Origin of the sequence: Halomonas getboli (assembly GCF_023094245.1) — a bacterium.
Lineage (GTDB): Bacteria > Pseudomonadota > Gammaproteobacteria > Pseudomonadales > Halomonadaceae > Halomonas > Halomonas getboli.
This window is the reverse complement of record NZ_JALMEW010000004.1, coordinates 163,160-188,969: the sequence shown is the minus strand read 5'-3', so window position 1 is coordinate 188,969 and position 25,810 is coordinate 163,160. Positions and strand designations below refer to the sequence as shown.

Sequence of the window (25,810 nt, the reverse complement as noted above, 5' to 3'; positions counted from 1 at the left end):
CCCGTCTGCCCACCGGCAGACGGGGCGTCGCCGTTTCTGACTCCAATAAACCGCCCGGGAGAACGCCGCCATGATGCTCGATAACCCCTCCACCAAGTACCGCCCCTTCGTGGCCGTCGACCTGCCCGACCGCCAGTGGCCGAGCAAGCGCATCGAGACGCCGCCCCAGTGGTGCGCCGTCGACCTGCGCGACGGCAACCAGGCGCTGATCGATCCCATGGACCAGGAGCGCAAGCAGCGCTTCTTCGACCTGCTGGTGAAGATCGGTTTCAAGCAGATCGAGGTTGGCTTCCCTTCTGCTTCGCAGACCGATTTCGACTTCGTGCGCTCGCTGATCGAAGACGACAAGGTGCCGGACGACGTCACCATCCAGGTGCTGACCCAGGCGCGCCCGCATCTGATCGACCGCACCTTCGAGGCGCTCAAGGGCGCCAAGAACGCCATCGTTCACGTCTACAACGCCACCGATCCGGTGTTCCGCCGCGTGGTGTTCAACGTCAGCAAGCCCGAGTGCATCCAGATCGCGGTCGACGCCACCACCCGCATCCGCGAGCACATGGCGGCGGCGCCGGAAACGAACTGGACCTTCCAGTACTCACCGGAGCTGTTCACCACCACCGAGATGGACTTCGCGGTGGAGATCGTCGACGCCGTCGAGGCGACCTATGGGGCGAGCGTCGAGAAGCCGATGATCGTCAACCTGCCGGCCACCGTGGAATGCGCCACGCCGAACAACTACGCCGACCAGGTGGAGTGGTTCTGTCGCCACGTCGCCCATCGCGATCACCTGATCGTCAGCGTGCATCCGCACAACGACCGTGGCACCGGCGTGGCCGCCGCCGAACTCACGGTGATGGCCGGCGCCGACCGCGTCGAGGGCTGCCTGTTCGGTAACGGCGAACGCACCGGCAACGTCGATCTCGTCACCCTGGCCATGAACCTCTACACCCAGGGCGTGCATCCGAACCTCGACTTCTCCAACATCACGCCGATCATGCGCGAGGTGGAGTACTGCAACCAGCTGCCGGTGCACCCGCGTCATCCCTACGTCGGCGACCTGGTGTTCACCGCCTTCTCCGGCTCCCACCAGGACGCCATCAAGAAGGGCATGGCCGAGCGCCGCGAGAACCCGGATGCCGTCTGGGCGGTACCCTACCTGCCGATCGACCCGCTCGACGTGGGCCGCAGCTACGAGGCGGTGATCCGCGTCAACAGCCAGTCCGGCAAGGGCGGCGTCTCCTACCTCCTCGAGCAGGAGCACGGCATCGAGCTGCCGCGCCGCCTGTCGATCGAGTTCAGCCAGGTGGTGCAGGAAGTGGCCGACCGGCTGGGCAAGGAGATCACCTCCGAGATGATCTACCAGGCCTTCGTCGACGAGTACCTCGAGCAGCGCGAGCCCTTCGCCCTGATCAGCCATCGCATGTCCTCCGAGCCGGACAGCCCCACCGTGACCCTCGACGCCACCGTCGAGGAGGGGGGGGCGCGCCGCGTCATCCAGGGCCAGGGCAACGGTCCGCTGGCGGCCTTCGTCAAGGCGCTGGCCAGCGAGGGCCATGACGTCGAGATCATCGACTACCATGAGCACTCCCGCGGCCAGGGCGCCGACGCCGAGGCGATCGCCTATGTGGAGGTGCGCGTCAACGGTGAGGCGGTGTTTGGCGTCGGCACCGACGAGAGCATCACCAGCGCCTCGATCAAGGGCGTGCTGAGCGCGATCAACCGCAAGCACTCCACCGAGGAGCCGGCGGCCAACGTGACCGCCGAAACGCTGGCCTGACCAGCGCCTAGCTACAAGAAAACCCGAAGGCCCAGGCCTTCGGGTTTTCTTTAAGCCTGCTGTGGAAGCCCGCTGTGGGGTCAGACCCTTAAGCCCCCTTAGGGACAAAATCCCTAAGGGGGCTTAAGGGTCTGACCCCGTGCCGCCTCCCGTTTCCGTGCCGCCTATAGCGGCGTCTTGCTGGCCTCGCCCGGCACCTCGCGCACCAGGGTCGGCATCAGGAAGCCGGGCAGTCGCGTCCTGAGCTCGGCGACCAGCGCGCGGGCCGCGTCGTCGTCGATATCGAAGTGGGCGGCGCCGGCGACCGGGTCCAGCACGTGCAGGTAGTAGGGCAGGATGCCGGCCTCGAACAGCCGCTCAGAGAGCGCGGCCAGCGTGTCGACATCGTCGTTGACCCCGCGCAGCAGCACGCTCTGGTTGAGCAAGGTCACGCCCGCGGCCTGCAGCCGCCGACAGGCCTCGACCACGGCGTCGTCGATCTCTTGGGCATGGTTGATATGCAGCACCATGACCCTCTGCAGCCGCGTGCTGCCGAGCCAGTCGAGCAGGGCGCCGTCGATGCGGTCGGGGATCACCACCGGCAGCCGGGTGTGAATCCGCAGCCGCCTGAGGTGCGGGATGGCCTCCAGGCGCTCGACCAGCCAGGCCAGCTGGCGGTCGCTGGCCGCCAGCGGGTCGCCGCCGGAGAGGATCGCCTCGTGGATGGAGGCGTCGTCGCGCAGGTAGGCTAGCGTCTCCTCCCACTGGGCCCGCGAGGGCGCGTTCTCTTCATACGGGAAGTGGCGTCGGAAGCAGTAGCGGCAGTTCACCGCGCAGGCGGGGCTCGCGATCAGCAGCACCCGGCCGGCGTACTTGTGGATCAGCCCGCGCTTCGGGGTATGGCCGGCCTCCTCGAGCGGGTCGGCGACGAAACCGGGCGCGGCCTCGGCCTCCTCGCCGAGCGGCAGCACCTGGCGCAGCAGCGGGTCGCTCGGGTCGCCGGGGCGGATGCGGGCGAGATAGGCCTCCGGCACGCGCACCTCGAACAGACGATGGCCGGCCTCGGCGCCGGGCAACCAGTCGGGCGCGAGGCCGAGCCGGCGGCAGAGCTCGTGCGGGTCGCGAATCGCGCCGGCCAGCTGCGCCTGCCAGGCGCCGGGGGCGGGCTCGGCGGGCCGGCACTGCAAAGGAATCGGGCTTCGGGTTATCATGCGGGGCACACTTCGAGGCGAGCGAGGGATTGCCCCTCGGCCACTGTCATTTGCTTGCGCGCGCCCTTGGCCTCGGCCAGCGGCGCGCTGGAATATGGAACGATCATCATGGCGAACTATTCTACCAACGAATTCAAGGGCGGTCTGAAGGTCATGCTGGATGGTGACCCCTGCGCCATCCTCGAGAATGATTACGTCAAGCCGGGCAAGGGCCAGGCCTTCAATCGCGTCAAGCTGCGCAACCTGATGACCGGCCGCGTCTGGGAGCGCACCTTCAAGTCCGGCGAGTCGCTGGAAGGCGCCGACGTGCTCGAGCTGGACATGGAGTACCTCTACACCGACGGTGACATGTGGCACTTCATGAAGACCGACGGTTCTTTCGAGCAGTACGCGGTGGAGAAGAAGGCCCTGGGCGAGACCGACAAGTGGCTCAAGGAGCAGGTCGTCTACACCGTGACCCTGTGGAACGACAACGCCATCGCCGTGACCCCGCCGAACTTCATCGAGCTGGAAGTCACCGAGACCGATCCCGGCCTCAAGGGCGATACCGCCCAGGGCGGCTCCAAGCCGGCGACCCTGTCCTCCGGCGCCGTGGTGCGCGTGCCGCTATTCATCAACCAGGGCGAAGTCTTGAAAGTCGATACGCGTACCGGCGAGTACGTCTCCCGCGCTTGATGTCGGGCCCTTCCTGCGCTCGCTCAGGCGGCGTTGAATCCCGGATCGGCTTGCTCATTTAGCGCTGCTAAACTCCGCCGCCTCACCGGGATCCGCCTTCCCTGAGCGTCGCTCGGAGAGGGCGCTAGCGCGGCGAACCTCGCCCTTAGAAGGCCACACTCTCTCGGGTGTGGCCTTCTGTTGTTTCAGGAGACATATCGATGACGGTTGATTGGCGGCCCACGGCCGAGATCGCGACGCTGCGCGAGCGTGCACGCTTGATGGCTGAGGTGCGGGCCTTTTTCGCCGAGCGCGGCGTGTGGGAGGTGGAGACACCGGTGCTCGGCCACGGCGGCAGCACCGACGTGCACCTGGCCTCGCTGTCCTGCGAGGCCGTGACGCCGGCCGGCCGCGAGCGGCTGTGGCTGCAGACCTCGCCGGAGTTCCATATGAAGCGGCTGCTGGCCGCCGGCAGCGGGCCGATCTTCCAGATCGCCCGCAGCTTCCGCGACGGCGAGGTGGGCGGGCGCCACAACCTCGAGTTCAGCATGCTGGAGTGGTATCGCCCGGGCCTCGACCTGGAGGGCCTGATCGCCGAGACCGAGGCGCTGATCCGCCGGGCGCTGCCGGAAGATCCCGGCCCGTTGCGTCGCCGCCGCTACCGCGAGCTGTTTCGCGAACACCTCGGGCTCGATCCCTTCCGCGAACCGCTCGACGCCCTGCGTCGCCGGGCCGCTGAGGCCGGCGGGCTCGACATTGCCGAGGCCTCGCGCGATGACTGCCTGGATCTGTTGATCAGCCTTACCATCGAGCCGCAGCTGGGACGCGAGGGCATCGACGTGGTGGTGGACTACCCGGCCGGCCAGGCGGCGCTGGCGCGGCGCCATCGCGACCCCGAAGACGGCGAGTGGGTCGCCTCGCGCTTCGAGGTCTACCGCCACGGCCTGGAGCTCGCCAACGGCTACGACGAGCTCACCGACGCCGCGGAGCAGCGCGCCCGCTTCGAGGAAGACAACGTCGCCCGTCGAGCTGCCGGCCTGCCCGAGGTCGACGTGGACGAGCGCCTGCTGGCCGCGCTCGAGGCCGGCATGCCGGCGGGCAGCGGCGTGGCTCTGGGGCTCGATCGGCTGTTCCAGCTGGCGTTGGGGCATGACAGCGTGGCCGAGGTGATGGCTTTCGCCACGCCAAGGGCCTGAGCGGGCCTGGGTGGATCTGAGTGGTCTTGAGCAAGACGGGCAAGATCTTGCCCGCTGGGCAACTTCTTGCTCGGTCTGGGCAATATCTTGCCTAAGTATATTTATCCATGTGCGGCATGAATTCTATAACAAACTGATTTTTAATAATTATTTATACATTGGCCCAGGAAGTGCTTATTCAGGGTGTCCATCGGACACCGTCATTCATCGTCAAGGAGCAGACACATGCCTACGCCGTGTTATATCAGCATCGAAGGCCAGACCCAGGGCAACATCACCGCCGGTGCCTTCACCCCCGAGTCCGTCGGCAACATCTACGTCGAGGGTCACGAGGACCAGATGCTGGTGCAGGAATTCAAGCACATCGTCACCGTGCCGACCGACCCGCAGTCCGGTCAGCCCTCCGGCCAGCGCGCCCACAAGCCGTTCATCTTCACCGTGGCCCTGAACAAGGCCGTGCCGCTGATGTACAACGCCCTGGCCTCCGGCGAGATGCTGCCGAACGTCGAGCTGAAGTGGTACCGCACCTCCGTCGAGGGCAAGCAGGAGCACTTCTTCACCACCTCGCTGACCGACGCCACCATCGTCGACATCAACCTGCGCATGCCCCATGCCCAGGATTCCAACAGCTCCGAGTTCACCCAGCTGATGGACGTGTCCCTGGCCTATCGCAAGATCGACTGGGAACACACCGTCGCCGGCACCTCCGGTTCCGACGACTGGCGCGCCCCGATCGAGGCCTGATCGCCTCGCGCCCTGCGGTGCCCCAGCCAATGCTCGCGCCGGCGGGCACCGTCTTCGTCGCCAGGGCCTCGGCCCTGGCGGCGGCATGTCTCAGCGCTGGTCGTTCTCGTCCGTCAGGCGAGCCCTGAGCCATGCCGCCGTCGACTTGTGTCGGCGCCGCACTCGCGTAATCTAGCCCTTTCGCCGGCCCTTCGCGGCCGGTGATCCAAGGATCGGACACGGCCTCCAGGAGGGATGCCATGACCCAGGCCAATGGACTGCAGTTCACCCTGAGCCTCACGGGGGCCGATGAGGCCGACCTGGCCGTCGTCGACTTCACCCATGAAGAGGCGCTCTCGGCGCCCTTCCATCTGCAGGTGCGCGTCGCCAGCCGCGCCGCGGACCTCTCGCCACAGACACTGCTCGATCGCCCGGCGAGCCTGACCGTGTGGCAGGACGGCGTGGCCCAGCGCCGGGTCCACGGCATCGTGGCCGAGTTCGGCCGTGGCGACCGCGGCCATCGCCGCAGCCACTACGAGGTGGTGATCCGCCCCTCGCTGTGGCGGCTCTCGCTGCGTCAGAACTCGCGCATCTTCCAGCGCGTCTCGCCGCTGACCATCCTCAATACTCTGTGCGAGGAACGCGGCCTGACCGACGTGGCCTTCGCGGTGAGTCGCGAGCCCGCCGAGCGCGAGTACTGCGTGCAGTACCGCGAGACCGACCTCGCCTTTCTCGAGCGCCTGGCCGCCGAGGAAGGGCTGTTCTATTTCCATGAATTCGAGGACGCCGATCTCGGCGCCCATCGGCTGGTGTTCGCCGACGCCCCCCAGGTGCTCACCGGGCTCGGCGAGCGCACCTATCTGCATCGCGCCGGCGGCAGCGCGCCCAAGGGCCACCTGCGGCGGCTGACCCAGACCGCCCGGGTGCGCCCGGCCCGGGCCCAGCTCAAGGACTATTCGTTCAAGCAGCCGGCCTACGATCAGCTTCATGATCGGGAGGCCGCGGGCCTGGACGCGCACTCACAACGGTCGGACTACGAACACTACGACTACCCAGGCCGCTACAAGGCCGATGCCTCGGGTCGAGCCTTCACCCGCCATCGCCTCGAGCACCTGCGCCACGACGCCCTGACGCTCGACGGCGAGAGCGACCTGCCCGAGCTCACCCCGGGCGCGCGCTTCACCCTGGCCGATCATGACGTCGGCGAGTTCAATCGCGGCTGGCAGGTCATCAAGGTGGTCCACCAGGGCGAGCAGCCCCAGGCGCTGGAGGAAGATGCCGTCGGCATTACCGCCAGTGACCGTGATGGCCTGCGGGGCCAGGCCGGAGAGTCAGGCTCGGAAGCCATGACGCGGTATCACAACACCCTGAGCCTGACCCCGGACGACGCCGCCTGGCGCCCCGCGCCTCAGCCCAAGCCGCGAGTCGACGGCCCCCAGGTAGCCTTCGTGGTCGGCCCCGAGGGCGAGGAGATCCACTGCGACGAGCACGGCCGCGTGCGCTGCCAGTTCCCCTGGGACCGCTATGCGGCGCCGGACGAGACGGCGAGTGCGTGGTTGCGGGTCAGCCAGGACTGGGCCGGCGGCGGCTACGGCATGATGGCGATCCCGCGCATCGGCCACGAGGTGATCGTCTCCTTCCTGGAAGGCGACCCGGACCAGCCGTTGATTACTGGCCGCACCTACCACGCGGTCAACACGCCGCCGTACTCGCTGCCCGAACACAAGACGCGCACCGTGCTGCGCACCCAGACCCACCAGGGTGAAGGCTTCAACGAACTGCGCTTCGAGGACCAGCACGACCAGGAGCAGATCTGGGTGCACGCCCAGAAAGATCTGGAACTGCTGACCGAGAACGACCGTCTTGAGGAGATCCGCCGCGACAGCGACCTCAAGATCGAGCGCGACCGCATCGCCGAGATCGACCGCGATGATCATCACAGCGTGCACGGCGAGCGGCGCGAGAAGAACGATGGCGCCCAGCACCTGACCATCGACGGCAGCCTGCACCTCAGTGCCGGCCAGGCCTGGCTCACCGAGAGCGGCCGCGAACTGCACATCAAGGCCGGCCAGAAGGTGGTCATGGAAGCCGGCAGCGAGCTGACCCTCAAGGCCGGCGGCAGCTTCCTCAAGATCGACGGCGGCGGCATCACCATCGTCGGCCCCAGCGTCAAGGTCAACGCTGGCGGCAGCCCCGGCAGCGGCACCGGCCAGGGCGCCCAGGCGCCGCTGTTGCCCGGCCATGCCGAGCCGGAGACACATGAGGCAATCACGCCCATCGCGCTGCCCCCGCTGCTCGATTACAAGCTCTCGGAAGCGTCGCTGATGCCGCTGTGCGGCAAGATCAGCGAGACTCAGTGCAGCCGGGAGGATTGCCCATGCCTGGCTGGCTAGCGCGCCTGCCCGAGCGGGCCTACCTCAGCGGCGAGCCCGAGGCCTGGCTGTCGCCCGAACGCTCCCTGGTGATGGTCCTCGACCAGCGCCGTGCCTCCGAGGCAAGTGGCGCGCTGCTGGGCCACGAGGGCATCCATGAACACGTGCCGCTGTTCGCCGCCACGCCGCTTGCCCCGCTGCAGGAGGCCGGCCCTTGGGCCGTGCTTCTCGAGCCCGGCAGCGACGCCTGGTGCGTCGGCGAGGCCCTGTGTCGTGAACGCCGCCTGGGTTGGTGCTGTCAGCCGTTACCGACGACGGACATTGCCGAGCTGATCGCCCACCTGCAGGACCTGTTCGTCTGGGCGGACCCTCACGGCGGGCAGTCGCTGGTCAACCTGCAGGACCCGGCGGCCCTGACCGCTCTACTGGCCAGCGCCGAGCCCGCAGCGCTGGCGCAAATCTTGTCGCCGCTAGGCGAGCTCGCCATCCCCACGCCCACGGGGCATTGGCAGGCTTGGAAGAGGCTCGAGGCAGCCGATGCGCTGGATGCCCCGCCGCGCCTGACGCCCGACATGGAAGCGGCGCTCAAGGCGGCCCCTCAGGCCTGGTTCCTGGCCGAGCGGCTGGGGGGTCGGCTCGACGAGGTCGACGCCGCCTGGCTGGAAGGGCTGGCCGTGCTCAACCGTCACGGCATCACCCGGGCCCGCCACCTGGAGAGTCTGCTGCCCTATGTGCAGCAGACGGCATGGCGCGAGAGCGAGGAGAGTTGCGAGATCCTCGATTCGGATCAGCCGGCCTGGCGCAAGGTCAAGGCCCTTCGCGAACGCATGGAGATGCTTCAGGCACAAGATAGGAACACGCTCGAATGGACTATGTGATCAAGGATGGCGATACCCTGAGCGAACTGGCCGAGACCTGGGAGGTCTCGGTCGAAAAACTACTGGAGCTGAATCCGGAGATCCAAGACCCGGATATGATCCTGCGCGACGGGACCCTGACGCTGCCCGGTACGGGGGCAAGGCGAAAGACTGGAGACTGGATCGCGAAGGCGTCTTCCGCCTCATCCTCGCCGCTAGAGTTCACGGTGCTGCAGTTGCCATTTTTCGATCCGCCGCCCGCTGCAGGCGGGGAAGTACAGGAAGCCGCCCCGCCTCCCTGTGAGGACGATGCTTGGGCCGATATTCTCTACCTGACCGGCACTGGTACCTTCTGGCTACTGACCGAAAGCGTCGCCGAGTCATTGCATGAAGCGGCAGACGAGCTGGCGGGTTGGGTCGCAGTGGAAGATCCGGAGGCGCGGCAGGTTCACTTGAACGATGACGCCGGTTTGATGGAGTGTTTTCTGCCAGCGCGGCCGGAAAACTTCCTCAACGAGGGCGAGCGACAACAGTGCCGTAACATGTTGAGTCGCTTGGCCGAACTTAGCGGAGAGGCCGAGGGGGATGCCGCCCGTCGCGTGGCCGAGCACGAAGGCCTGACCGAGACTGATTGGTTTTGGGTATCCCCGCTGATCGTGTCGATTTCCTACTATCATGAGCGGGCTCAACATCCCGAAGAAACGCAGCTACTCGATGAACTGAATGCGCTCTATCGCAAGGGGAGCGAGCGGGCACAGGCGCAAGGCTACGTCATCGATGGGAGTCGCTACTACGGGCCCTGGGAGGACGATATCGCCGAGGCGCTGGAAACCTATCGCCTCTGTCGAGCGAGGGTCGTGGGCGACGCTATCTCCGTGACTCAGCCTGGCGAGTTGCTCCCCCTCCAGGAAGCTCTCAAGGAATATCAAGACTTCCTTGCCGACTGCGAAAGCATGTCTCCCAAGGACTCGTCCCGCTGCACGGCGCTCGTCGACTACTTCTCCGAGCGCGTCGAGCTGATGAACGAGGATATCAAAGCCTACCGGGACAGTATCGTGGCGCTCGCGACGCTGGGCATCGCCACTCCCGAGTGGGCCTTGGCGGATCCAGCGCTCAAGACCTCGAGAGCGGACCTTGATCCCGGCATCGATGCCTTCAATCACTACAATCGTCTTCTCAAGGAGGCGGTGGATATCTACGACGACGTCGAGGCCAGGCTGGAGGAGTGGACGACCGCCACCGCCGGCAATGCCGCCTTGCCCATGCACCTCTTCGCCGAGGAGCGTCGCCGCTTCGAGCGCCGGACCTCACAGCTCGACGCGCTTTATGCCACTGCCCGTCAGGCGGTGGCGGCCATGCAGCCCCAACGTGTGCTGTTCTGGCAGGCTGATCTAGAAGATCAGCGCCATGCACTGGGGTACGAGAAGCAGAGCATCGATGTGCTGGTGCGCAAGGATTTTCCGCTGCGCGAGTTCAGCTCGCCGCAGGGAGCGCGTGCGCTGAGTCATCTCAGCTTGCATCAGCTCCAGCGAGACATGAGTGAGGACGAGCGACAGCAATTGAGTCGCCAACTGGAGGCGGATGGGGCATTGCCGGCTACGCTATGGGAGGCCCCGGAAACCGCCTTGTCGCAGTGGCTGGAGGGACAGGGCTGCGAGAAGATCGAGCGCCGAGCCGAGTGGTTCGATGAAGGCCTCGGCTTCTTCCGGCCGGAGACGTTCTTCCAGTATCTCGACGACCAGGCGTATGAGGTGGCCTCGCTAAGGGACGATGGTGCCAGGTCGCAATGGGGTGAGGCCCTGCAGCGTATGCTGTTCACCGGTCCTGCCCGTGAGACGCTGCGTCTGTTCGACGCCAGTGCCCAGGCACAGATGCTGCGCCTGGTCGGCATGCCTCATGGCGAGCTGAATCAGGCGCTCTCCCACGAGTTTGACGAATCACTGACGCTGCTCGAGCGGGACGCTAGCCTTGAGCTTTTCGACGTCAAGGTAGAGAGCAGCGGCGGTGGTCAACTTGGCGCCGAGCAGAAGCGTCAGGGAACCCTAGAAAGGCAAGACGGTGGCTGGGAGGCTGGCCAGGATCATGGCGCCGGAGTGAAGGCCGGCTTCCAGTGGGAGGTAAAGGGCACCTGGAGTCTGGCCCGAGGGGAAATCAGCCTGGGTACCCTGCATCTTCCGGGGGAGGATGAGGCCGTTCCCTTCGACGCGGTCTTGGCCAACCGCGATGGAGAAAGGCGCAGCATGGGATGCTACTCCATCCGCATGGAACTGGTGGCCAAGGGCTTCGCCGGCGCCAGCGTGGCCCTGGGCGCCGAGACCGGTTTGGCGTTCAATGAGAACGGCTTGCAGTTGACCGGCGTCGATTGGGCCCAGCGCGAGGCCGAAGGCGCGACCCTCAAGGCCTTCGCCGGCGCGACGCTCGGGTTGCAGACCCAGTGTGAGCTGCGCTGGCAGCCGCCCGAGGATATCACCCGTCAGCTGCCCCAGCTTGCGGATCAGGATTGGCTCAGCCTCAAGACACAGCAACGTGACCTGGACCAGTGGCGTGGCCTCGGCCAAGCTCTGCTGGGTGGGGAGGTCGGCGTGGGTATCGGGGCCGAGCTGGGGTTCCGGCTGGGGCTTCGCAATGGCCGGTTTGTGGCCTACGCCAAGGCCAAGGTGTTCGCCGGCGTCACGGTGGGCGGGAAGATTGCCGTCGAGCTGGACCTCGAGCAGCTGGATCTGTGGCTGATGATGATCGGCCAGGCCCTGCGCGACAACGACTATGGCTTCGTCGACTGGGTCGATGAGGACGCCTTCGATAGCATCAGTCAGCTGACTTATCTGGCCACCACCACGCTGCTGGACGTGGGGCTGCTGGCGGCTCGAGGACGGGACGGCATTCGGCGACTCTACAACCAGTTGACCCAGAGCGATCGCGCTGGGGTTATCGCCTTTGCCATTGTCGATACCTCGGGGAACTCCGAGCTATCTTCTCAAATGTCCGCTTGGGTTCAACATCTTACCCCCGAGGCCTTGGGGCCGCTGCTGAACGTGCTGGCCACCCGGCCGAGCCTGTGGAGCTATATGAAGGGAGACGAGTATGACGATGCCATCGATCTGCAGCAGATCGCCATTGCTCAATGCCTGGAGTGGATAGAGCAGGGGCATCGCGATGGGGTTTATCGTCGCAGCGCCGCCCAGCGATTGTTCGAGAAGGCCGTGGCCCGAATGTCGGCCGATGGCGATTATGCCGGCGCCGAGGACAGCGAAAATGAACGCGATAATAAGGCAGCTCGCGGACAGGCCTATTGCGAGAACCGTTATCGACTGGATCAGTTCATGGAAGAGAAAGGATCTGTGTTGCCTGAAGTCCTCAGGGCGAGAAACAAGTATATCGATATAGCCAACCGCCTGGGACGAGATGCAGATGTTCAATGCCAACGGGTGACGACACCAGGCGGCACACATGTAACCTACCGGGAGTCGTAAGGATGCGCCTTACCCATATTTTACTCGCCAGTATTCTGATAATCCTGCCTGGCATCGCTACCGCCCTCGAGCCCGAGGTGCAGTCCGCCAAGGACGAAGGCATGCGACTCTATAATATTGGCGAGTCGACAAGAGCGTTGCCTTATTTGGAAGAAGTCGCCGAGGCTGGTGATGTGGAGGCCATGTACTATATGGGTGAAGCTGAGCGACGTCAGAATATGGGCGGGATGACCCTGAAAGCCATGAACTGGTATCTCCAGGCCGCCGAACAGGGCGATCCCTATGCCATGCTGCGCCTTTTCCAGGGTGGTGCCTGCGTGGCCGGCGACGAATGCCCGGAGGACGCCGAGGGCTGGCGCGAGAAGGCGCTTGCCGAGACTCTACCCAAGGCCGAAGCAGGGGATATTGATGCCATGCTGGCGCTCTACCATATCTATCGCCTGATGGACGACAGCGGAGAGGGCGTCGAATGGCTGGAAAAAGCGGCGGAAGCGGGCAATCCCGAAGCTCAGACGCGGCTGGGCATGAATATTCGTGGCGGTCAGGGCTGGTACTTTCTGGGGTCCAGGCGTTTGGAGGCTGCCGCAGAATGGTTTAGAAAGGCCGCTGAACAGGGCTATGTGCCGGCGATGAAAAGCCTAAGTGAGGTGTTAATCAAGCTTGAGGACTTTGAAGGATCTTGGAGGTGGAGTCTCAAGGGCTCTGATCTGGGTGATGAAAGTTTGCGGACCCGAGTGGGCTGGTGTTATTTGAATCCAGGTGAATATGAGAATCTCGCAGAGGTTGATCTTTGCCCTGTCGAGCAAGATGCCGTAAAGGGGTGGGCGATTTTAGCTGCTTTGAAAGAAGAAGTGGGTAATGAGACAGCTTCAGACATCCTTGAAGACAATAAGAATCTACTCACCGAAGAGCAAAAAAGACGCACAGAAGCTCTTGTTGAGGAATGGGTGAATAAAGGGCCAGATGTGTCTGATTTTCCCCCGCGTTTTGGTTTCTAGGATGCAGCGATCATGGTGCATGGCCTTGCTGACTCTAGCATTGCTGGCGTGTCCTCTATCGGCCACCGCCCTCGAGCCTGAGAACCAGGCCGCCAAAGACAAAGGCATGCGACTCTATAATATTGGCGAGTCGACAAGAGCGTTGCCTTATTTGGAAGAAGCCGCCGAGGCTGGTGATGTGGAGGCCATGTACTATATGGGTGAAGCTGAGCGACGTCAGAAGATGGGCGGGATGACCCTGAAAGCCATGAACTGGTATCTCCAGGCCGCCGAACAGGGCGATCCCTATGCCATGCTGCGCCTTTTCCAGGGTGGTGCCTGCGTGGCCGGCGACGAATGCCCGGAGGACGCCGAGGGCTGGCGCGAGAAGGCGCTTGCCGAGACTCTACCCAGGGCCGAGGCGGGCGATACCGATGCGATGCTAGCGCTCTACCATATCTATCGCCTGATGGACGACAGCGGAGAGGGCGTCGAATGGCTGGAAAAAGCGGCGGAAGCGGGCAATCCCGAAGCCCAGACGCGGCTAGGCATGAACATTAGTGGCGGTCAGGGCTGGTACTTCCTGGAATCCCGGCGCCTGGAGGCTGCCGAGGAATGGTTTCGTAAAGCCGCGGAGCAGGGCTATGTGCCGGCGATGAGTAGTTTGTCTGACGTATTAGAAAAATTAGATAAGCATGACCAGGCTTGGAGATGGAAGGTTAGAGCTTCTGATAATGGTCATGTAGATGACCGTTTGACTCTGGGTTGGTGTTACCTCAACCCTGAAGAGCTGAACAAGGAAACAAGTGTTGATGTTTGCAGTAATAAGAGAGATGTAATGAAAGGCTGGGCCATATTGACGGCCCTTAAAAGAGGAATAGAGCTTCGGGCTGCCGAAAGAGTCCTTGAGTGGAATGAGGGCGAGCTTAATGACCGTCAGAAGAACAAAGCTGAAGCCATGTTCGATGAATGGCTAAACAAGCAGCCGCCTCTATCCAACTTCCCACCCCGTTTTGGCTTCTAGGATGCGTAGATCATGGTTCACAGCCCCGCTGATCCTGGCATGGTTGGTATGTCCTCCATCGGCCTCCGCCTTCGAGCCCGAGGTGCAGGCCGCCAAGGACGAAGGCATGCGCCTTTACAACATCCAGCACTCGACTTCGGCTTTGCCCTATCTAGAGCAAGCTGCCGAGGCCGGTGATGTTGAGGCCATGTATTACATGGGAGAAGCGGAGCGTCGTCAGCGCATGATGAATATGACGCGAGCGGCCCTGGACTGGTATCTCAAAGCTGCCGAGCAAGGCGAACCCTATGCCATGCTGCGCCTGTTCCAGAGCGGCGCCTGCATCGCCGGTGACGAATGCCCGAAGGACGCTGAGGGCTGGCGAGAGAAGGCCCTGGCCGAGACTCTACCTAAGGCCGAGGCAGGGGATACTGACGCCATGCTGGCACTCTACCATATCTATCGCCTGGTGGACGATAGTGGAGATGGACAGGAATGGCTGGAAAAAGCGGCGGAAGCGGGCAACCCCGAGGCCCAGACGCGGCTGGGGATGAATATTCGTGGCGGCCAGGGCTGGTACTTCTTGGAATCCAGGCGTCTGGAAGCCGCTGAGGAGTGGTTTCGTAAGGCTGCAGAACAGGGCTATGTGCCTGCGATGAGTGACTTAGCAGGTGTGCTGGAGAAACAAGAGAAGCCTGAGCAAGCTTGGGAGTGGACTGTAAAAGCCTCTGAACATGGCGATGTCGGGGAGCGCTTCGGGATAGGGTGGTGCTATTTAAATCCGCAAGAGCTTAATTCCGAAGCTGGAATCGACATGTGTCAGAATAAGCAAGACGTCGTTCTTGGATGGGCAATCCTGTTAGCTATGGTGGAAGAAACTAGCAACCATTCTGCGCAAAGTGCAATGAGGCGTAACAAAGACGAAATAACCTCTGAAGAAATTGAGCAAGCCAAGATGTTAGCAAGAGAGTGGGTCGAAAAAGAGCCCCCTTTATCTAACTTCCCACCGCGTTTTGGTTACTAGGATGCGGCGATCATGGTGTACCGCCCTGCTACTCGTTACATGTCTAGTATGCCCTCTGTCGGCATGGGCCTTCGAGCCCGAGGTTCAGGCCGCTAAAGACGAAGGCATGCGGCTCTGGGGGCTGTCAGAGTGGATCAAGATGCAGCCCTATCTTGAGAAGGCCGCCGAGGCGGGAGATGTCGAGTCCATGTACTATCTGGGGGAGGCGAACCGTCTGCTGGCTAGAGGACTATCACACGAGGCCATGGATTGGTATCTCCAGGCTGCAGGACATGATGATCCTTATTCGATGCTGCGCCTATGGAGCGGCGGCGCCTGCGTCGCTGGTGGCGAGTGCCCCGAAGATGACGAAGGCTGGCGCGAAAAGGCGCGCGATGAACAGTTGCCTCTAGCCGAGGACGGAGACACCGACGCCATGTTGGCGCTGTATTACATTTATGGCGCTCTGGACGATAGAGATGAAGGCCATGAATGGCTGGAGAAATCCGCAGAAGCCGGTAACCCTGAAGCCCAGGATCGTCTGGCCAAGATGATTCGAGATGGATATGGCTTTTATTGGTCGGAAGAGAGTCGTCTAGAAGACGCGGAAAAACTTGCACGACAGGCGGCAGAACAAGGATATGTGCCTGCGATGCGAACAGTTTCTAGTATGTTGGAGGAGCAAGGTAAAGAGCAAGAGTCTTGGGAGTGGGAAGTTAAAGTCTCTGGCGCAGGGATGTTGGATGCTAGATTTGGAGTTGCGTGGTGTTACCTTAATCCCGATACCTTTCAAGAGTTTGGGGGCAGTCAGTGCGGGGTGGAGAGGAATCCTGTGAAGGGATGGGCAATTCTTTATGCAATGCGTGAAGAGGCAGGTGATCATTACCCTAAAAGCCTTATGGAAAGAAATCGGGATCTCTTGACATATGAGCAGCGCCAGGAAGCTGAAGCGCTAGCCGAAGAAAAATGGTTGAATCATGGCCCGCCCCTGTCGAAATTTCCGGCGAGATATGGCTTCTAGATTGTGAGGGAGAATGTATTAGGTGGGTTGCTTTGTGGTCTGATGTTTCTATCGCTACCGGTATGGTCCCTCGAGCTCGAGGTTCAGGTCGCCAAGGATGAGGGCATGCGCCTCCGGGGGCAGCATGAATGGATCGAGATACTTCCCCCTCCGAGTGGAGCTGGAGCAGGCCGCCGAAGCTAGCTCTAGCCAGGGCATGGGTGACTCGGGCCGAATGAATCACCCAGCAGAATGTGACCTGTTCCTTGAGGTGCTGAACCGCCGAGTAGGGCAAAGCGTAGGCTTGTTGAAAGGTAAAGTTCCACAAGCTGTGAACGGCACTCGTCGTATCCGATGAGAGTTTTTTCGCACCGCGACTCAATCGATTGCTCCGCCAGGGATAGTCGTCCCTCCTTCTCAATGGCGATCGGCAGGCAACGCAAGCATCCCGAGGCGCCATGAGTGCGTGAGTGCGCTCGATCTGCGCTATCGCCGGCTCCCGAAGACCGATACATCCCACCGGTCCCATCTGCCTCAGCGAGCCATGCTCGGCGTCGGCCGCGCCTGACCTGCCGCCTTGTCTTTCGCTGACTTACCCCACTCTCCGCTCTCCGCCACGATTCCTTGTCTTCATTGCGTTGCGGGCAGCCCCTGACTCCCAGGATGACGATCCGTAAGGGAGGCCGTCATGTGCCGTTTCGTGCATCTGTTCGCTTTCCGTCACGAGGCTTTCAGGAACCCGCTGCGTGGTGAGAGTGAGAATACGTCTTACATAAAGAGTTGCTAACGTACTCCTTTCAAGACGCGTGATGTAGGAAATATCTTACATGGGGTTTTTAAGTTACAAAAAGAAACATCTTTTCCTCCGGTTTGGCTGGAGATCGCGATAAATGGCGCATTTTTGTGCAATGAGGGAAAGGGCGGGGCTTGGCGCAGGGAGAGCGGCGCCACTGTGGAAGCCCTCGACAGTCATGTGAAGGGTGGTAGCCTCGCGCTCGTTTTCTTCACCCGCCGAGCGTTCATGCTCTCCATCCGGCGGGAAACTACTACTGTTGCGGTTCGGTCACGCCGACATGGTTCATGCCATGACGAACAACCGGGTCGTTGCTGGTCCAACAAGTGTCGTCATTCGCAGGGAGAGGTTCTCCATGTCCAAGGAAGGCTCCGTTGCGCCCAAAGAGCGCATCAACATCAAGTACGTTCCTGCCACCGGGGATCAGCAGGCCGAGACCGAGCTGCCCCAGAAGCTGCTGGTGGTCGGCGATTTCAAGGGCGGCGCCGAGGAAACCCCCATCGAGGAGCGGGATGCCGTCTCGGTGGACAAGAACAACTTCCAGTCCGTGATGCGCGAGGCAGGCCTCGGCCTGCAGACCAGCGTGCCGAATCGCCTCGAGGAAGGCGCCGCGGACGACGGTCGCGAGCTGGGCGTCGAGCTCGAGTTCAACTCCCTGCAGGACTTCTCGCCGGACAGCGTGGCGCGCCAGGTGCCCGAGTTGCGCAAGCTGGTCGAGCTGCGCGAGGCGCTGGTGGCGCTGAAAGGTCCGCTGGGTAACGTGCCGGCGTTCCGCGAGCGCCTGCAGGCGCTGATCGAGAACCCGGAAGCCCGGGATCAGCTGTTGAGCGAGCTCCAGCTGCTCGACGACGACGCCCCCTCGAAAGATTCCTGATTCCCCGCACGGAGGCGAGGTACGCACCATGACCGAATCGACCCAGACCCAGGCCCAGACTCAGTCCGCCGAGAGCACCGAAGACGTCTCCCTGCTCGACCAGGTGATGGCGCAGACCCGCATGGCGCCGGCCGACGAAGGCTACGACGTGGCCAAGCAGGGCGTGGCCGCCTTCATCGGCGAACTGCTCAAGAGCGACGATGACCAGCAGGTCAACAAGTCGGTCGTCGATCGGATGATCGTCGAGCTGGACCGCAAGATCGGCCATCAGGTGGACGAGATCCTGCACGATCAGCAGTTCCAGCACCTGGAGTCGGCCTGGCGCGGCCTCAAGCTGCTGGTCGATCGCACCGACTTCCGCGAGAACATCAAGCTCAACGTGCTGCATGCCACCAAGGAAGAGCTGCTCGACGACTTCGAGTTCGCCCCGGAGATCAGCCAGAGCGGGCTCTACCAGCACGTCTATGCGGCCGAATACGGTCAGTTCGGCGGCGAGCCGGTGGCGGCGATGATCGGTCACTACGACTTCACGCCTTCCACCCCGGACATCAAGCTGCTGCAGTACACCGCCTCGGTCGGCGCCATGTCCCACGCCCCCTTCCTGTCCTCGGTGGCGCCGAGCTTCTTCGGCATCGACAGCTTCGAGGAGCTGCCCAACATCAAGGACTTCAAGGCGATCTTCGAGGGGCCCAAGTACGCCCGCTGGCGCAGCCTGCGCGAATCCGAGGATTCCCGCTACCTGGGTCTCACCGCACCGCGCTTCCTGCTGCGCACGCCCTACGATCCGGTGGAGAATCCGGTCAAGTCGTTCCACTACGAGGAGTCGGTCAGCGAGAGCCACGACCACTACCTGTGGGGCAACACCGCCTATCTGCTCGCCGAGCGCCTGAACGACAGCTTCGCCAAGTACCGCTGGGCGCCGAACATCATCGGCCCGCAGAGCGGCGGCGCGGTGGAGAACCTGCCGGTGCACACCTTCGAGGCCATGGGCCAGGTGCAGAGCAAGATTCCCACCGAGGTGCTGGTCACCGACCGGCGCGAGTTCGAGATGGCCGAGGAAGGCTTCATCTCGCTGACCATGCGCAAGGGCAGCGACAACGCCGCCTTCTTCTCCGCCAACTCGGTGCAGAAGCCCAAGACCTTCCCCAACACCCCGGAAGGACGCGAGGCCGAGACCAACTACAAGCTCGGCACCCAGCTGCCCTACGTGTTCATCGTCAATCGCCTGGCCCACTACATCAAGGTGCTGCAGCGCGAGCAGATCGGCTCCTGGAAGGAGCGCCAGGATCTCGAGCGCGAGCTCAACACCTGGATCCGCCAGTACGTCGCCGACCAGGAGAATCCGCCGGCCGATGTGCGCAGCCGCCGTCCGCTGCGGGCCGCCTCGGTACAGGTCTCCGACGTCGAGGGCGATCCGGGCTGGTATCAGGTGTCGCTGGCGGTGCGTCCGCACTTCAAGTACATGGGCGCCAACTTCGAGCTGTCGCTGGTGGGACGCCTCGACAAGGACTGACGTCATGACCGCCTTCAGGGATCGAAGCGGACCGCTCGGCGCCCGGCTGTTCGAGCGCCTGTCGACCCCGGCGCGCCCCGTGCCTGAGGGCGACGCGGCGGTCGAGGCCACCCTGGCCTCGATCAAGCGCCATCTGGTCGACCTGCTCAACAGCCATCCGGGGCACAGCGAATGTGCCCCGGATCTGGGCCTGCTCGACTTCAACGACGCCACGCTCGGCGTGCTCGACCTCGAACTCAAGGTCGAGCGCGCCATCCGCGAGTGCATCGAGCGCTACGAGCCGCGCGTCCGCCGCGTCCAGGTCGAGACCCTGCCCAACGAGGGCAATCCGCTGCAGTTGCGCTTCCAGGTCCTGGCCATCCTCGATCTGGGGCGCGACACGACCCAGACCACCATCGACCTGCTGCTCAACGACAAGCGCTACCAGTGCCTGAACTGAGGCCGACATGCTGAACCGCTACTACCGGGACGAACTGGACTTCCTGAAGCGCCAGGGACGGGAATTCGCCGAAGGCAATCCTGGCCTCAGCCGCTTCCTGTCCGAGCAGAGCACCGACCCCGACGTCGAACGCCTGCTCGAGGGCTTCGCCTTCCTGTCCGGTCGGCTGCGCGAGAAGGTCGACGATGAGTTTCCCGAGCTGACCCACTCGCTGATCGGCATGCTGTGGCCCAACTATCTGCGCCCGGTGCCGAGCATGACGATGGTACAGTTCACCCCGCACTGGCACGGTCTGAGCGCCGCCCAGCCGGTGCCTCGTGGCACCAGCCTGTCCAGTCGCGAGGTCGAGGGCACCGCCTGCGGCTTTCGCACCTGCCACGAGCTGACGCTCTATCCGCTGGCCCACGACGGTGTCGCGGCGCGTCACTCCCGTGAGGCCTCGGTGGTCGAGCTGGACCTGGCGGTGCACAGCGACCAGCCCCTCGACGCTCTGGGCGTGGGCGATCTGCGGCTGCACCTCGGCGGCAGCGGCTACACAGCGCGCACTCTCTACCTGTGGCTGAGCCACTACCTGGCCGGCATCGAGCTCGAGGTCGACGGCCAGCCGATGGCGCTGCCCACGCGCTTGATGGCGCCAGTGGGCTTCGCCGCCGAGGACGCGCTGCTGCCGTACCCGCGCAACGTCTACCAGGGCTACCGGATCCTGCAGGAATACCTGTGCTTCCCCGAGGCCTTCCAGTTCTTCGACCTGCAGCGGCTGGGCGATGTCCTGCCGTCGCGCCCGGCCGAGCGCCTCAGGCTGCGTTTCACCTTCTCACGGACCTTGCCGGCGGATGCCCGGATCGGCGACGAGAACCTGGCGCTGTACTGCACCCCGGCGATCAACCTGTTCGAGCACGACGCCGATCCGGTCGATCTCGGCGGTGAGCGCAGCGAGTACCGGATTCGCCCCAGCAGCCGTTTCCCCGCCCACTACGAGGTGTTCAGCGTCGATGCGGTGGACGGCTGGCTGGAGAGCGAGACCGGCCGCATCCGCGGCGAGCCGCGCCGCTACGTGCCGTTCGAGAGCTTCGAGCACCAGATCGAGCGCGACCGCGGCCGCGAGGCCCGCTACTACCGGGTGCGCGTTCGCGACAGCCTGCGCGGCGATGGCTTCGATCACGACATTTCCTTCGTTCGCGGCGACGAGCAGGCCTGTCTGGGGCTGCGCGAGACCATCTCGCTGAGCCTGACCTGCAGCAATCGCGAGCTGCCCGAGCGGCTGACCGTAGGCGATGTCTGCGTGCCCACCGAGGACAGCCCGGCCTTCGCCGAGTTTCGCAACATCACCCGGCCGACCCCAGCCATGCGCCCGACGCTGGACGGCAGCCTGCTGTGGACGCTGATCTCCAACCTGTCGCTGAACTACCTGTCGCTGCTCGATCGCGACGCCCTGTGTTCGGTGCTGCGCGTCTACGACTTCCGCGCCCTGGTCGACCGCCAGGCCGAGCGTATCGCCCAGAAGCGCCTGGCCGGCATCGTCGATATCCAGACCCAGCCGGTGGATCGGTTGCATCGCGGCCTGCCGGTGCGCGGGCTGCGCTCCGAGATGACCCTGGATCAGGAGGCCTTCGGCGACGAGGGCAGCCTGTTCCTGTTCGCCAGCGTGCTGGCCCGCTTCTTCTCGCTGTACGCCAGCATCAACTCGTTCCACGAGCTGCACGTCACCAACCTTCATAACCGCGAGCGCTACGCATGGACCTTGCAGCCGGGCCAGCAGCCCCTGATGTAGCGCTCGCTCCCCTGGTCGACGGGGCCCGGCGCTACGACTTCTATCAGCTGGTGGAGCTGCTCCACCGGCATCACGGCGACGATCTCGAGGGCGACCGCGAGGCCGACCCGGCCGGCGAACGCGTGCGCTTCCAGGCCTCGGCCTCGCTGGGTTTTCCGGGCAGCGACATCCTCTCGCTGACGCCGAGTCCGGCCGGCCATTACGACATGCGCGTCAGCTTCCTGGGGCTGCAGGGCGCCCAGTCGCCGCTGCCGGGCTACTACCTCGAGGCGATGGCCCACGCGGAGGCCCATCGCGAGGGCGCGGCCGGTGACTTCCTGAATCTGTTCAACCATCGGGTGCTGTCGCTGCTGCATCGCGGCTGGCGCAAGTATCGCCAGCACGTGCGTTACCAGGACGGCGCGGCGGACGGCTTCTCGGCGGCGATCTTCGCCCTGGTCGGCCTGGCCGACGACCGCCTGCGCGGCGAGACGCCGATCAACTGGAGCAAGATGCTGGCCTACGCCGGCCTGCTGGCCGGCCGATCGCGCTCGCCGGACGTGGTCGCCGGCATCGTCGGTCATTGCTTCGATCTCGACGGCGTCGAGGTCGAGAGCTGGGTGCATCGGCGGGTCGAGATTCCGCCCGACCAGCGCACTCGCACCGGCCTGGGAGCCTCGACTCTGGGCCAGGACATGATCGCCGGCAGCCGGGTCGACGACATCAGCGGCAAGTTCGCGCTGCGCCTGCACGGGCTCGACCTGGCCCGCTTTCGCGACTTCCTGCCCGACGGCCGCGATCACCAGGCGCTGCGCACCCTGATGGAGTTCGTGCTGCGTGAGCCCCTGGCCTACGACCTGGAGCTCGAGCTCCTGGAAAGCGAAGTGAGCCCCATGCGCCTGGGGGAGGGCGGCAGCTGTCAGCTGGGCTGGACCACCTTCGTCCAGCCCGAGGCCCACGCCACGGCCCGGCGACGTCGGGTACGCATTCAGATGACACGGTGAACCCATGAACGCGACGCTCCCTCAGCAGCAGGCCATCACCCTGGTGGTCATCAACAGCGAACGGCTCGAGGGCCGCTCCACCAGCAGCCACGTCTTCCCGTCGGCCGGCGGCACCCTGGGCAGCGCGGCGGTCGACGACTGGCTGCTTCAGGACCACGCCGGCCGGGTGCGGCCCGGTCACGCCGAGATCCAGCGCCTCGATGGGCGCTTCTGCCTGATCGATCGCAGCGGTCAGACCTTCGTCAATCGCGCCACGCTGCCGATCGGCCGCGAGCGACGGGTGGCGCTTCGCGACGGCGACGAGCTGCAGGTCGGCGAGTATCGCCTGCGCGTGCACCTGGGCGATCGTCAGGCCGAAGCCGCCGGCGTGCAGCCGCTGGCGACCCTGGTCGACGAAGAGCACGACATGCTCGAGGCCACCGAGATCCTGCCCGCCGAGGCCGCTGCGCCGCGGGCCCAGCACGATCCGCTCGAGGCGCTGGGCGAGGCCTCTCCCACCCAGCGCCACCAGGACCCCATGGCCGCGCTGTCCGATGACCCGATGGTCGGCGCGGACGATCATCACCAACTGCTCGATGCCCTGGACGGGCAGGGCGGAGCGGCCGGCCTGCCGGCCGCGCCGAGGAACCGACGCTACGAGGACCCCGACATGGATGAACGGCTGTTGAACGATCTGGAACGCTCGGTCGGCGAGCAGCTCGAGGATCGCTGGCAGGAACCGGCGGCAGGGGAGGTCGGCCACGTCGGCGCCTCGCCGCTGCTGCAGACCCTCGGCGGCGAGCTGCGTTTCCGCGACAGCGCCGAGCAGCACGCCTTCCTCGAGGAGGCCGGACGCACGCTCAAGGCCACAGTGGATGGCCTGCTGACCCTGCATCAGGCCCACGACGGCAGCCGCTATCCGCTGCGCGACCGTCGCCTGCAGCCGATCGAGGACAACCCGCTGCGCCTCGGTCAGTCCTATGAGCAGACCCTGACCACCCTGTTCGCCGCCCAGCGCAGCCCGGTGCATCTCTCCGCACCGGCGGCGGTGGCCGAGTGTCTCGAGCATCAGCAGCAGCACCAGGTGGCGGTGGAAGAGGCCATCGGCACCGCGCTGCGCTCGATCCTCGACGCCTTCTCGCCGGATGCCCTGCTCAAGCGCTTCCAGGCCTATCGCGGCGCCGGCCGCCAGAGCGAGGACGAGGACGGCTGGGCCTGGGAGATGTATCGCCACTATTACCAGGAGCTCAACTCCGGCCGCCAGCAGGGCTTCGAGAAGCTGTTCTGGGAGGTCTTCGAGCAGGCCTACGATCAGTCGGTGCGCCGCCAGCAGCGGGAGGGCGCATGATCGCCCGTACGGCCGGCATCGCGTCGTTGGCGCGAGGCCTGATGCTGGTCGGTGCGCTGGTGATGCTGTCCGGCTGTGCCTCCACCTTCGAGGCCGCCGGCAAGACCTATCAGGTCATCAAGGATCCCTCGATCCCGGTCGGCTACCCGGAGGATCGCCCGTCGCGGGTCGACCTGAGCATGCTGGCGGCCGACGACATGAATCCCAACGTCGAGGGCGAGGGCACGCCGCTGCGCTTCCAGATCCTGCAGCTCAAGGACGACTCGATGCTGATGTCGGCCGACCATCGCCAGCTGCAGGAGGACCTGGAGGAGGCGCTCGGCACCAACTATCTGGCCCATGACGACTTCACCCTGCTGCCCGGCCAGTTCAAGTTCTACGAGCCCTTCGAGGTCGAGGAAGACACGCGCTACATCGGCATCATTGCCTTCTACGCCGACCCCAACCAGGCGCAGTGGAAGAAGGTCGTGAAGATCGAGGCTCAGGGCCACGACTATCACCTGCTGGTGCACTTGATGGAGCGCGAGGCCGCGCTGAGGAAGGAGACCTGATGGCCAGTCGTAACCCCGTGGTCTGGAGCGAGGGGCTGTTCATCAAGCCCCAGCATTTCCAGCAGCAGCAGCGCAGCCTTCAGGGGCTGGTCGACACCCGCCTGCGCGGCGTCGGTGGCTATCTGCACGGCTTCCTGACGCTCGAGCTCAACGCCGAGTACCTGAGCTTCGGGCGCATCGCCCTGAGCCGTGCCAGCGGCGTGATGCCGGACGGCACGCCCTTCCACCTGCCCGACGACGACCTGGAACCGCCGGCGCTGGAGATCGACGACGCCTCGGTGGCCAACCAGGTGGTCTATCTGGGCGTGCCGCTGGCCACCGACGGCGTGGCCGAGGTGAGCTGGGAAGCCTCGTCGCTGGCCTCGCGCTATCGCGCCGAGACGCGCGGCGTGCGCGACCTGCACTCGCGGGTCGGCGATATCGCCGACCTGGACCTGGCGCGAGTGGCGCCGCGGCTGCTGCTGGAGCAGGAAGATCGCAGCGCCTACGCCTGCCTGGCGGTGGCGCGCATCCTCGAACGGCGCCCCGACGGCAGCCTGGTGCTCGACGAGCACTTCCTGCCGACCCTGCTCAACGTGCAGGCGGCGCCGGTGCTGCAGCGTTTCGTCGGCGAAATGGCCGGGCTGATGCGTGAACGGGCCCGCAACCTGGCCCAGCGTCTGTCGACGCCGAACCAGTCCGGGGTCGCCGACGTCTCGGACTTCATGCTGCTGCAGTCGCTCAACCGTGCCCAGCCGCGCTTCCAGCACCTGGCCCGGCTCGGCCATCTGCATCCCGAGCGGCTCTACGCCGACATGCACGAGACCTGCTGCGAGCTGACCACCTTCACCGCCGAGTCGCGGCTGCCGCCGGAGTTTCCGGCCTACGACCATGACCGCCCGGAGGCCGCCTTCCGGCCGCTGATGCAGAGCCTGCGCCAGTCGCTGTCCACGGTGCTCGAACCGCGCGCCATGGCGATCCAGCTGCAGTCGCGCCGCTACGGGCTCAAGGTCGCCACCGTGGCCGACCGCAGCCTGCTCGAGGACGCCGACTTCATCCTGGCGGTGCGTGCGGATCTGCCGCCGGAGCGCCTGCGCAAGCTGTTCGTGCAGCAGACCAAGGTCGCTAGCGTCGAGCGCATCCGCGACCTCATCAGCCTGCAGCTGCCGGGCATTCCGCTCGAGCCGCTGCCGGTGGCGCCGCGCCAGCTGCCGTTCCATGCCGGCTATACCTACTTCCGTCTCGACCGTCAGAGCGAGGCCTGGAGCATGCTCAACGGCGCCAGCGGCTTCGCTTTCCATGTCGCCGGCGACTTCCCGGGGCTGGAAATGCAGTTCTGGGCGATCAGGAGCTAAGTC

20 protein-coding genes are annotated in these 25,810 nt (G+C 64.6%); 19 read left to right on the top strand and 1 reads right to left on the bottom strand.

Translation table 11 applies throughout. From position 1 onward, the window contains the following. The first annotated feature begins 70 nt into the window (after positions 1-70). Complete coding sequence (gene leuA / locus MYL53_RS10225; protein WP_247853690.1) at positions 71-1,777, top strand: 2-isopropylmalate synthase; 1,707 nt, start codon at positions 71-73, stop codon at positions 1,775-1,777. A gap of 164 nt (positions 1,778-1,941) precedes the next feature. Here leuA and epmB read toward each other — a convergent pair whose 3' ends face one another. Beyond that, positions 1,942-2,967: an EF-P beta-lysylation protein EpmB gene (epmB, locus tag MYL53_RS10220; RefSeq protein ID WP_247853688.1), complete on the bottom strand. Its 1,026-nt coding sequence runs from the start codon at positions 2,965-2,967 to the stop codon at positions 1,942-1,944. Positions 2,968-3,075: 108 nt separating this feature from the next. Between epmB and efp the strand changes: the two genes are divergently transcribed. From efp to tssK, 18 genes are all read left to right on the top strand, one after another. Next, complete coding sequence (gene efp, locus MYL53_RS10215; protein ID WP_247853686.1) at positions 3,076-3,642, top strand: elongation factor P; 567 nt, start codon at positions 3,076-3,078, stop codon at positions 3,640-3,642. Between the two features lie 200 nt (positions 3,643-3,842). Continuing rightward, on the top strand, positions 3,843-4,817 hold the full coding sequence (gene epmA / locus MYL53_RS10210; protein ID WP_247853684.1) for an EF-P lysine aminoacylase EpmA: 975 nt from the start codon (positions 3,843-3,845) through the stop codon (positions 4,815-4,817). 225 nt (positions 4,818-5,042) lie between these two features. Then, complete coding sequence (locus MYL53_RS10205) at positions 5,043-5,561, top strand: Hcp family type VI secretion system effector (protein WP_247853682.1); 519 nt, start codon at positions 5,043-5,045, stop codon at positions 5,559-5,561. Positions 5,562-5,800: 239 nt separating this feature from the next. After that, positions 5,801-7,933, top strand: a complete 2,133-nt coding sequence (locus MYL53_RS10200; RefSeq protein WP_247853681.1) for a type VI secretion system Vgr family protein — start codon at positions 5,801-5,803, stop codon at positions 7,931-7,933. Continuing rightward, positions 7,918-8,790, top strand: a complete 873-nt coding sequence (locus tag MYL53_RS10195) for a DUF4123 domain-containing protein (protein WP_247853680.1) — start codon at positions 7,918-7,920, stop codon at positions 8,788-8,790. Before MYL53_RS10200 ends, MYL53_RS10195 begins: the two co-directional genes overlap by 16 nt. Continuing rightward, the gene (locus tag MYL53_RS10190) at positions 8,778-12,239 is read left to right on the top strand and encodes a LysM peptidoglycan-binding domain-containing protein (RefSeq protein WP_247853679.1); all 3,462 of its coding nucleotides are present in this window, start codon (positions 8,778-8,780) and stop codon (positions 12,237-12,239) included. The genes MYL53_RS10195 and MYL53_RS10190 overlap by 13 nt, the downstream gene beginning before the upstream one ends. A gap of 2 nt (positions 12,240-12,241) precedes the next feature. Next, positions 12,242-13,237 (top strand): tetratricopeptide repeat protein, encoded by a 996-nt coding sequence (locus MYL53_RS10185; protein ID WP_247853678.1) that lies wholly within the window; start codon positions 12,242-12,244, stop codon positions 13,235-13,237. A gap of 19 nt (positions 13,238-13,256) precedes the next feature. Next, positions 13,257-14,240, top strand: coding sequence for a tetratricopeptide repeat protein (locus MYL53_RS10180; protein ID WP_247853676.1), 984 nt, complete (start codon positions 13,257-13,259; stop codon positions 14,238-14,240). 82 nt (positions 14,241-14,322) lie between these two features. Next, entirely contained in the window at positions 14,323-15,243 is a 921-nt protein-coding gene (locus tag MYL53_RS10175) for a tetratricopeptide repeat protein (RefSeq protein WP_247853674.1), read from the top strand. Positions 15,244-15,382: 139 nt separating this feature from the next. Next, positions 15,383-16,243 (top strand): tetratricopeptide repeat protein, encoded by an 861-nt coding sequence (locus MYL53_RS10170; RefSeq protein ID WP_247853672.1) that lies wholly within the window; start codon positions 15,383-15,385, stop codon positions 16,241-16,243. A gap of 1,127 nt (positions 16,244-17,370) precedes the next feature. Next, a complete protein-coding gene (tssB, locus tag MYL53_RS10165; protein ID WP_247853670.1) occupies positions 17,371-17,889 on the top strand; it encodes a type VI secretion system contractile sheath small subunit in 519 nt (172 codons plus the stop codon). Positions 17,890-17,917: 28 nt separating this feature from the next. Continuing rightward, the gene (gene tssC / locus MYL53_RS10160) at positions 17,918-19,402 is read left to right on the top strand and encodes a type VI secretion system contractile sheath large subunit (protein WP_035594081.1); all 1,485 of its coding nucleotides are present in this window, start codon (positions 17,918-17,920) and stop codon (positions 19,400-19,402) included. Positions 19,403-19,406: 4 nt separating this feature from the next. Beyond that, complete coding sequence (gene tssE, locus MYL53_RS10155) at positions 19,407-19,841, top strand: type VI secretion system baseplate subunit TssE (protein ID WP_035594083.1); 435 nt, start codon at positions 19,407-19,409, stop codon at positions 19,839-19,841. A gap of 7 nt (positions 19,842-19,848) precedes the next feature. Continuing rightward, positions 19,849-21,612, top strand: coding sequence for a type VI secretion system baseplate subunit TssF (tssF, locus tag MYL53_RS10150; RefSeq protein ID WP_247853669.1), 1,764 nt, complete (start codon positions 19,849-19,851; stop codon positions 21,610-21,612). Further along, entirely contained in the window at positions 21,576-22,595 is a 1,020-nt protein-coding gene (gene tssG, locus MYL53_RS10145; protein WP_247853668.1) for a type VI secretion system baseplate subunit TssG, read from the top strand. The genes tssF and tssG overlap by 37 nt, the downstream gene beginning before the upstream one ends. Before the next feature lie 4 nt (positions 22,596-22,599). Beyond that, entirely contained in the window at positions 22,600-23,922 is a 1,323-nt protein-coding gene (gene tagH, locus MYL53_RS10140) for a type VI secretion system-associated FHA domain protein TagH (protein WP_247853667.1), read from the top strand. Next, the gene (tssJ, locus tag MYL53_RS10135; RefSeq protein ID WP_247853666.1) at positions 23,919-24,473 is read left to right on the top strand and encodes a type VI secretion system lipoprotein TssJ; all 555 of its coding nucleotides are present in this window, start codon (positions 23,919-23,921) and stop codon (positions 24,471-24,473) included. The genes tagH and tssJ overlap by 4 nt, the downstream gene beginning before the upstream one ends. Continuing rightward, positions 24,473-25,807, top strand: coding sequence for a type VI secretion system baseplate subunit TssK (tssK, locus tag MYL53_RS10130; protein WP_247853665.1), 1,335 nt, complete (start codon positions 24,473-24,475; stop codon positions 25,805-25,807). The genes tssJ and tssK overlap by 1 nt, the downstream gene beginning before the upstream one ends. Positions 25,808-25,810 lie beyond the last annotated feature (3 nt).

Excerpts from the sequence above, each read along its gene's own strand:
- leuA (WP_247853690.1), top strand. The coding sequence starts at position 71 with ATGATGCTCGATAACCCCTCCACCAAGTACCGCCCCTTCGTGGCCGTC.
- epmB (WP_247853688.1), bottom strand. The coding sequence starts at position 2,967 with ATGATAACCCGAAGCCCGATTCCTTTGCAGTGCCGGCCCGCCGAGCCC.
- efp (WP_247853686.1), top strand. The coding sequence starts at position 3,076 with ATGGCGAACTATTCTACCAACGAATTCAAGGGCGGTCTGAAGGTCATG.
- epmA (WP_247853684.1), top strand. The coding sequence starts at position 3,843 with ATGACGGTTGATTGGCGGCCCACGGCCGAGATCGCGACGCTGCGCGAG.
- MYL53_RS10205 (WP_247853682.1), top strand. The coding sequence starts at position 5,043 with ATGCCTACGCCGTGTTATATCAGCATCGAAGGCCAGACCCAGGGCAAC.
- MYL53_RS10200 (WP_247853681.1), top strand. The coding sequence starts at position 5,801 with ATGACCCAGGCCAATGGACTGCAGTTCACCCTGAGCCTCACGGGGGCC.
- MYL53_RS10195 (WP_247853680.1), top strand. The coding sequence starts at position 7,918 with ATGCCTGGCTGGCTAGCGCGCCTGCCCGAGCGGGCCTACCTCAGCGGC.
- MYL53_RS10190 (WP_247853679.1), top strand. The coding sequence starts at position 8,778 with ATGGACTATGTGATCAAGGATGGCGATACCCTGAGCGAACTGGCCGAG.
- MYL53_RS10185 (WP_247853678.1), top strand. The coding sequence starts at position 12,242 with ATGCGCCTTACCCATATTTTACTCGCCAGTATTCTGATAATCCTGCCT.
- MYL53_RS10180 (WP_247853676.1), top strand. The coding sequence starts at position 13,257 with ATGGCCTTGCTGACTCTAGCATTGCTGGCGTGTCCTCTATCGGCCACC.
- MYL53_RS10170 (WP_247853672.1), top strand. The coding sequence starts at position 15,383 with ATGCAGCCCTATCTTGAGAAGGCCGCCGAGGCGGGAGATGTCGAGTCC.
- tssB (WP_247853670.1), top strand. The coding sequence starts at position 17,371 with ATGTCCAAGGAAGGCTCCGTTGCGCCCAAAGAGCGCATCAACATCAAG.
- tssC (WP_035594081.1), top strand. The coding sequence starts at position 17,918 with ATGACCGAATCGACCCAGACCCAGGCCCAGACTCAGTCCGCCGAGAGC.
- tssE (WP_035594083.1), top strand. The coding sequence starts at position 19,407 with ATGACCGCCTTCAGGGATCGAAGCGGACCGCTCGGCGCCCGGCTGTTC.
- tssF (WP_247853669.1), top strand. The coding sequence starts at position 19,849 with ATGCTGAACCGCTACTACCGGGACGAACTGGACTTCCTGAAGCGCCAG.
- tssG (WP_247853668.1), top strand. The coding sequence starts at position 21,576 with ATGGACCTTGCAGCCGGGCCAGCAGCCCCTGATGTAGCGCTCGCTCCC.
- tagH (WP_247853667.1), top strand. The coding sequence starts at position 22,600 with ATGAACGCGACGCTCCCTCAGCAGCAGGCCATCACCCTGGTGGTCATC.
- tssJ (WP_247853666.1), top strand. The coding sequence starts at position 23,919 with ATGATCGCCCGTACGGCCGGCATCGCGTCGTTGGCGCGAGGCCTGATG.
- tssK (WP_247853665.1), top strand. The coding sequence starts at position 24,473 with ATGGCCAGTCGTAACCCCGTGGTCTGGAGCGAGGGGCTGTTCATCAAG.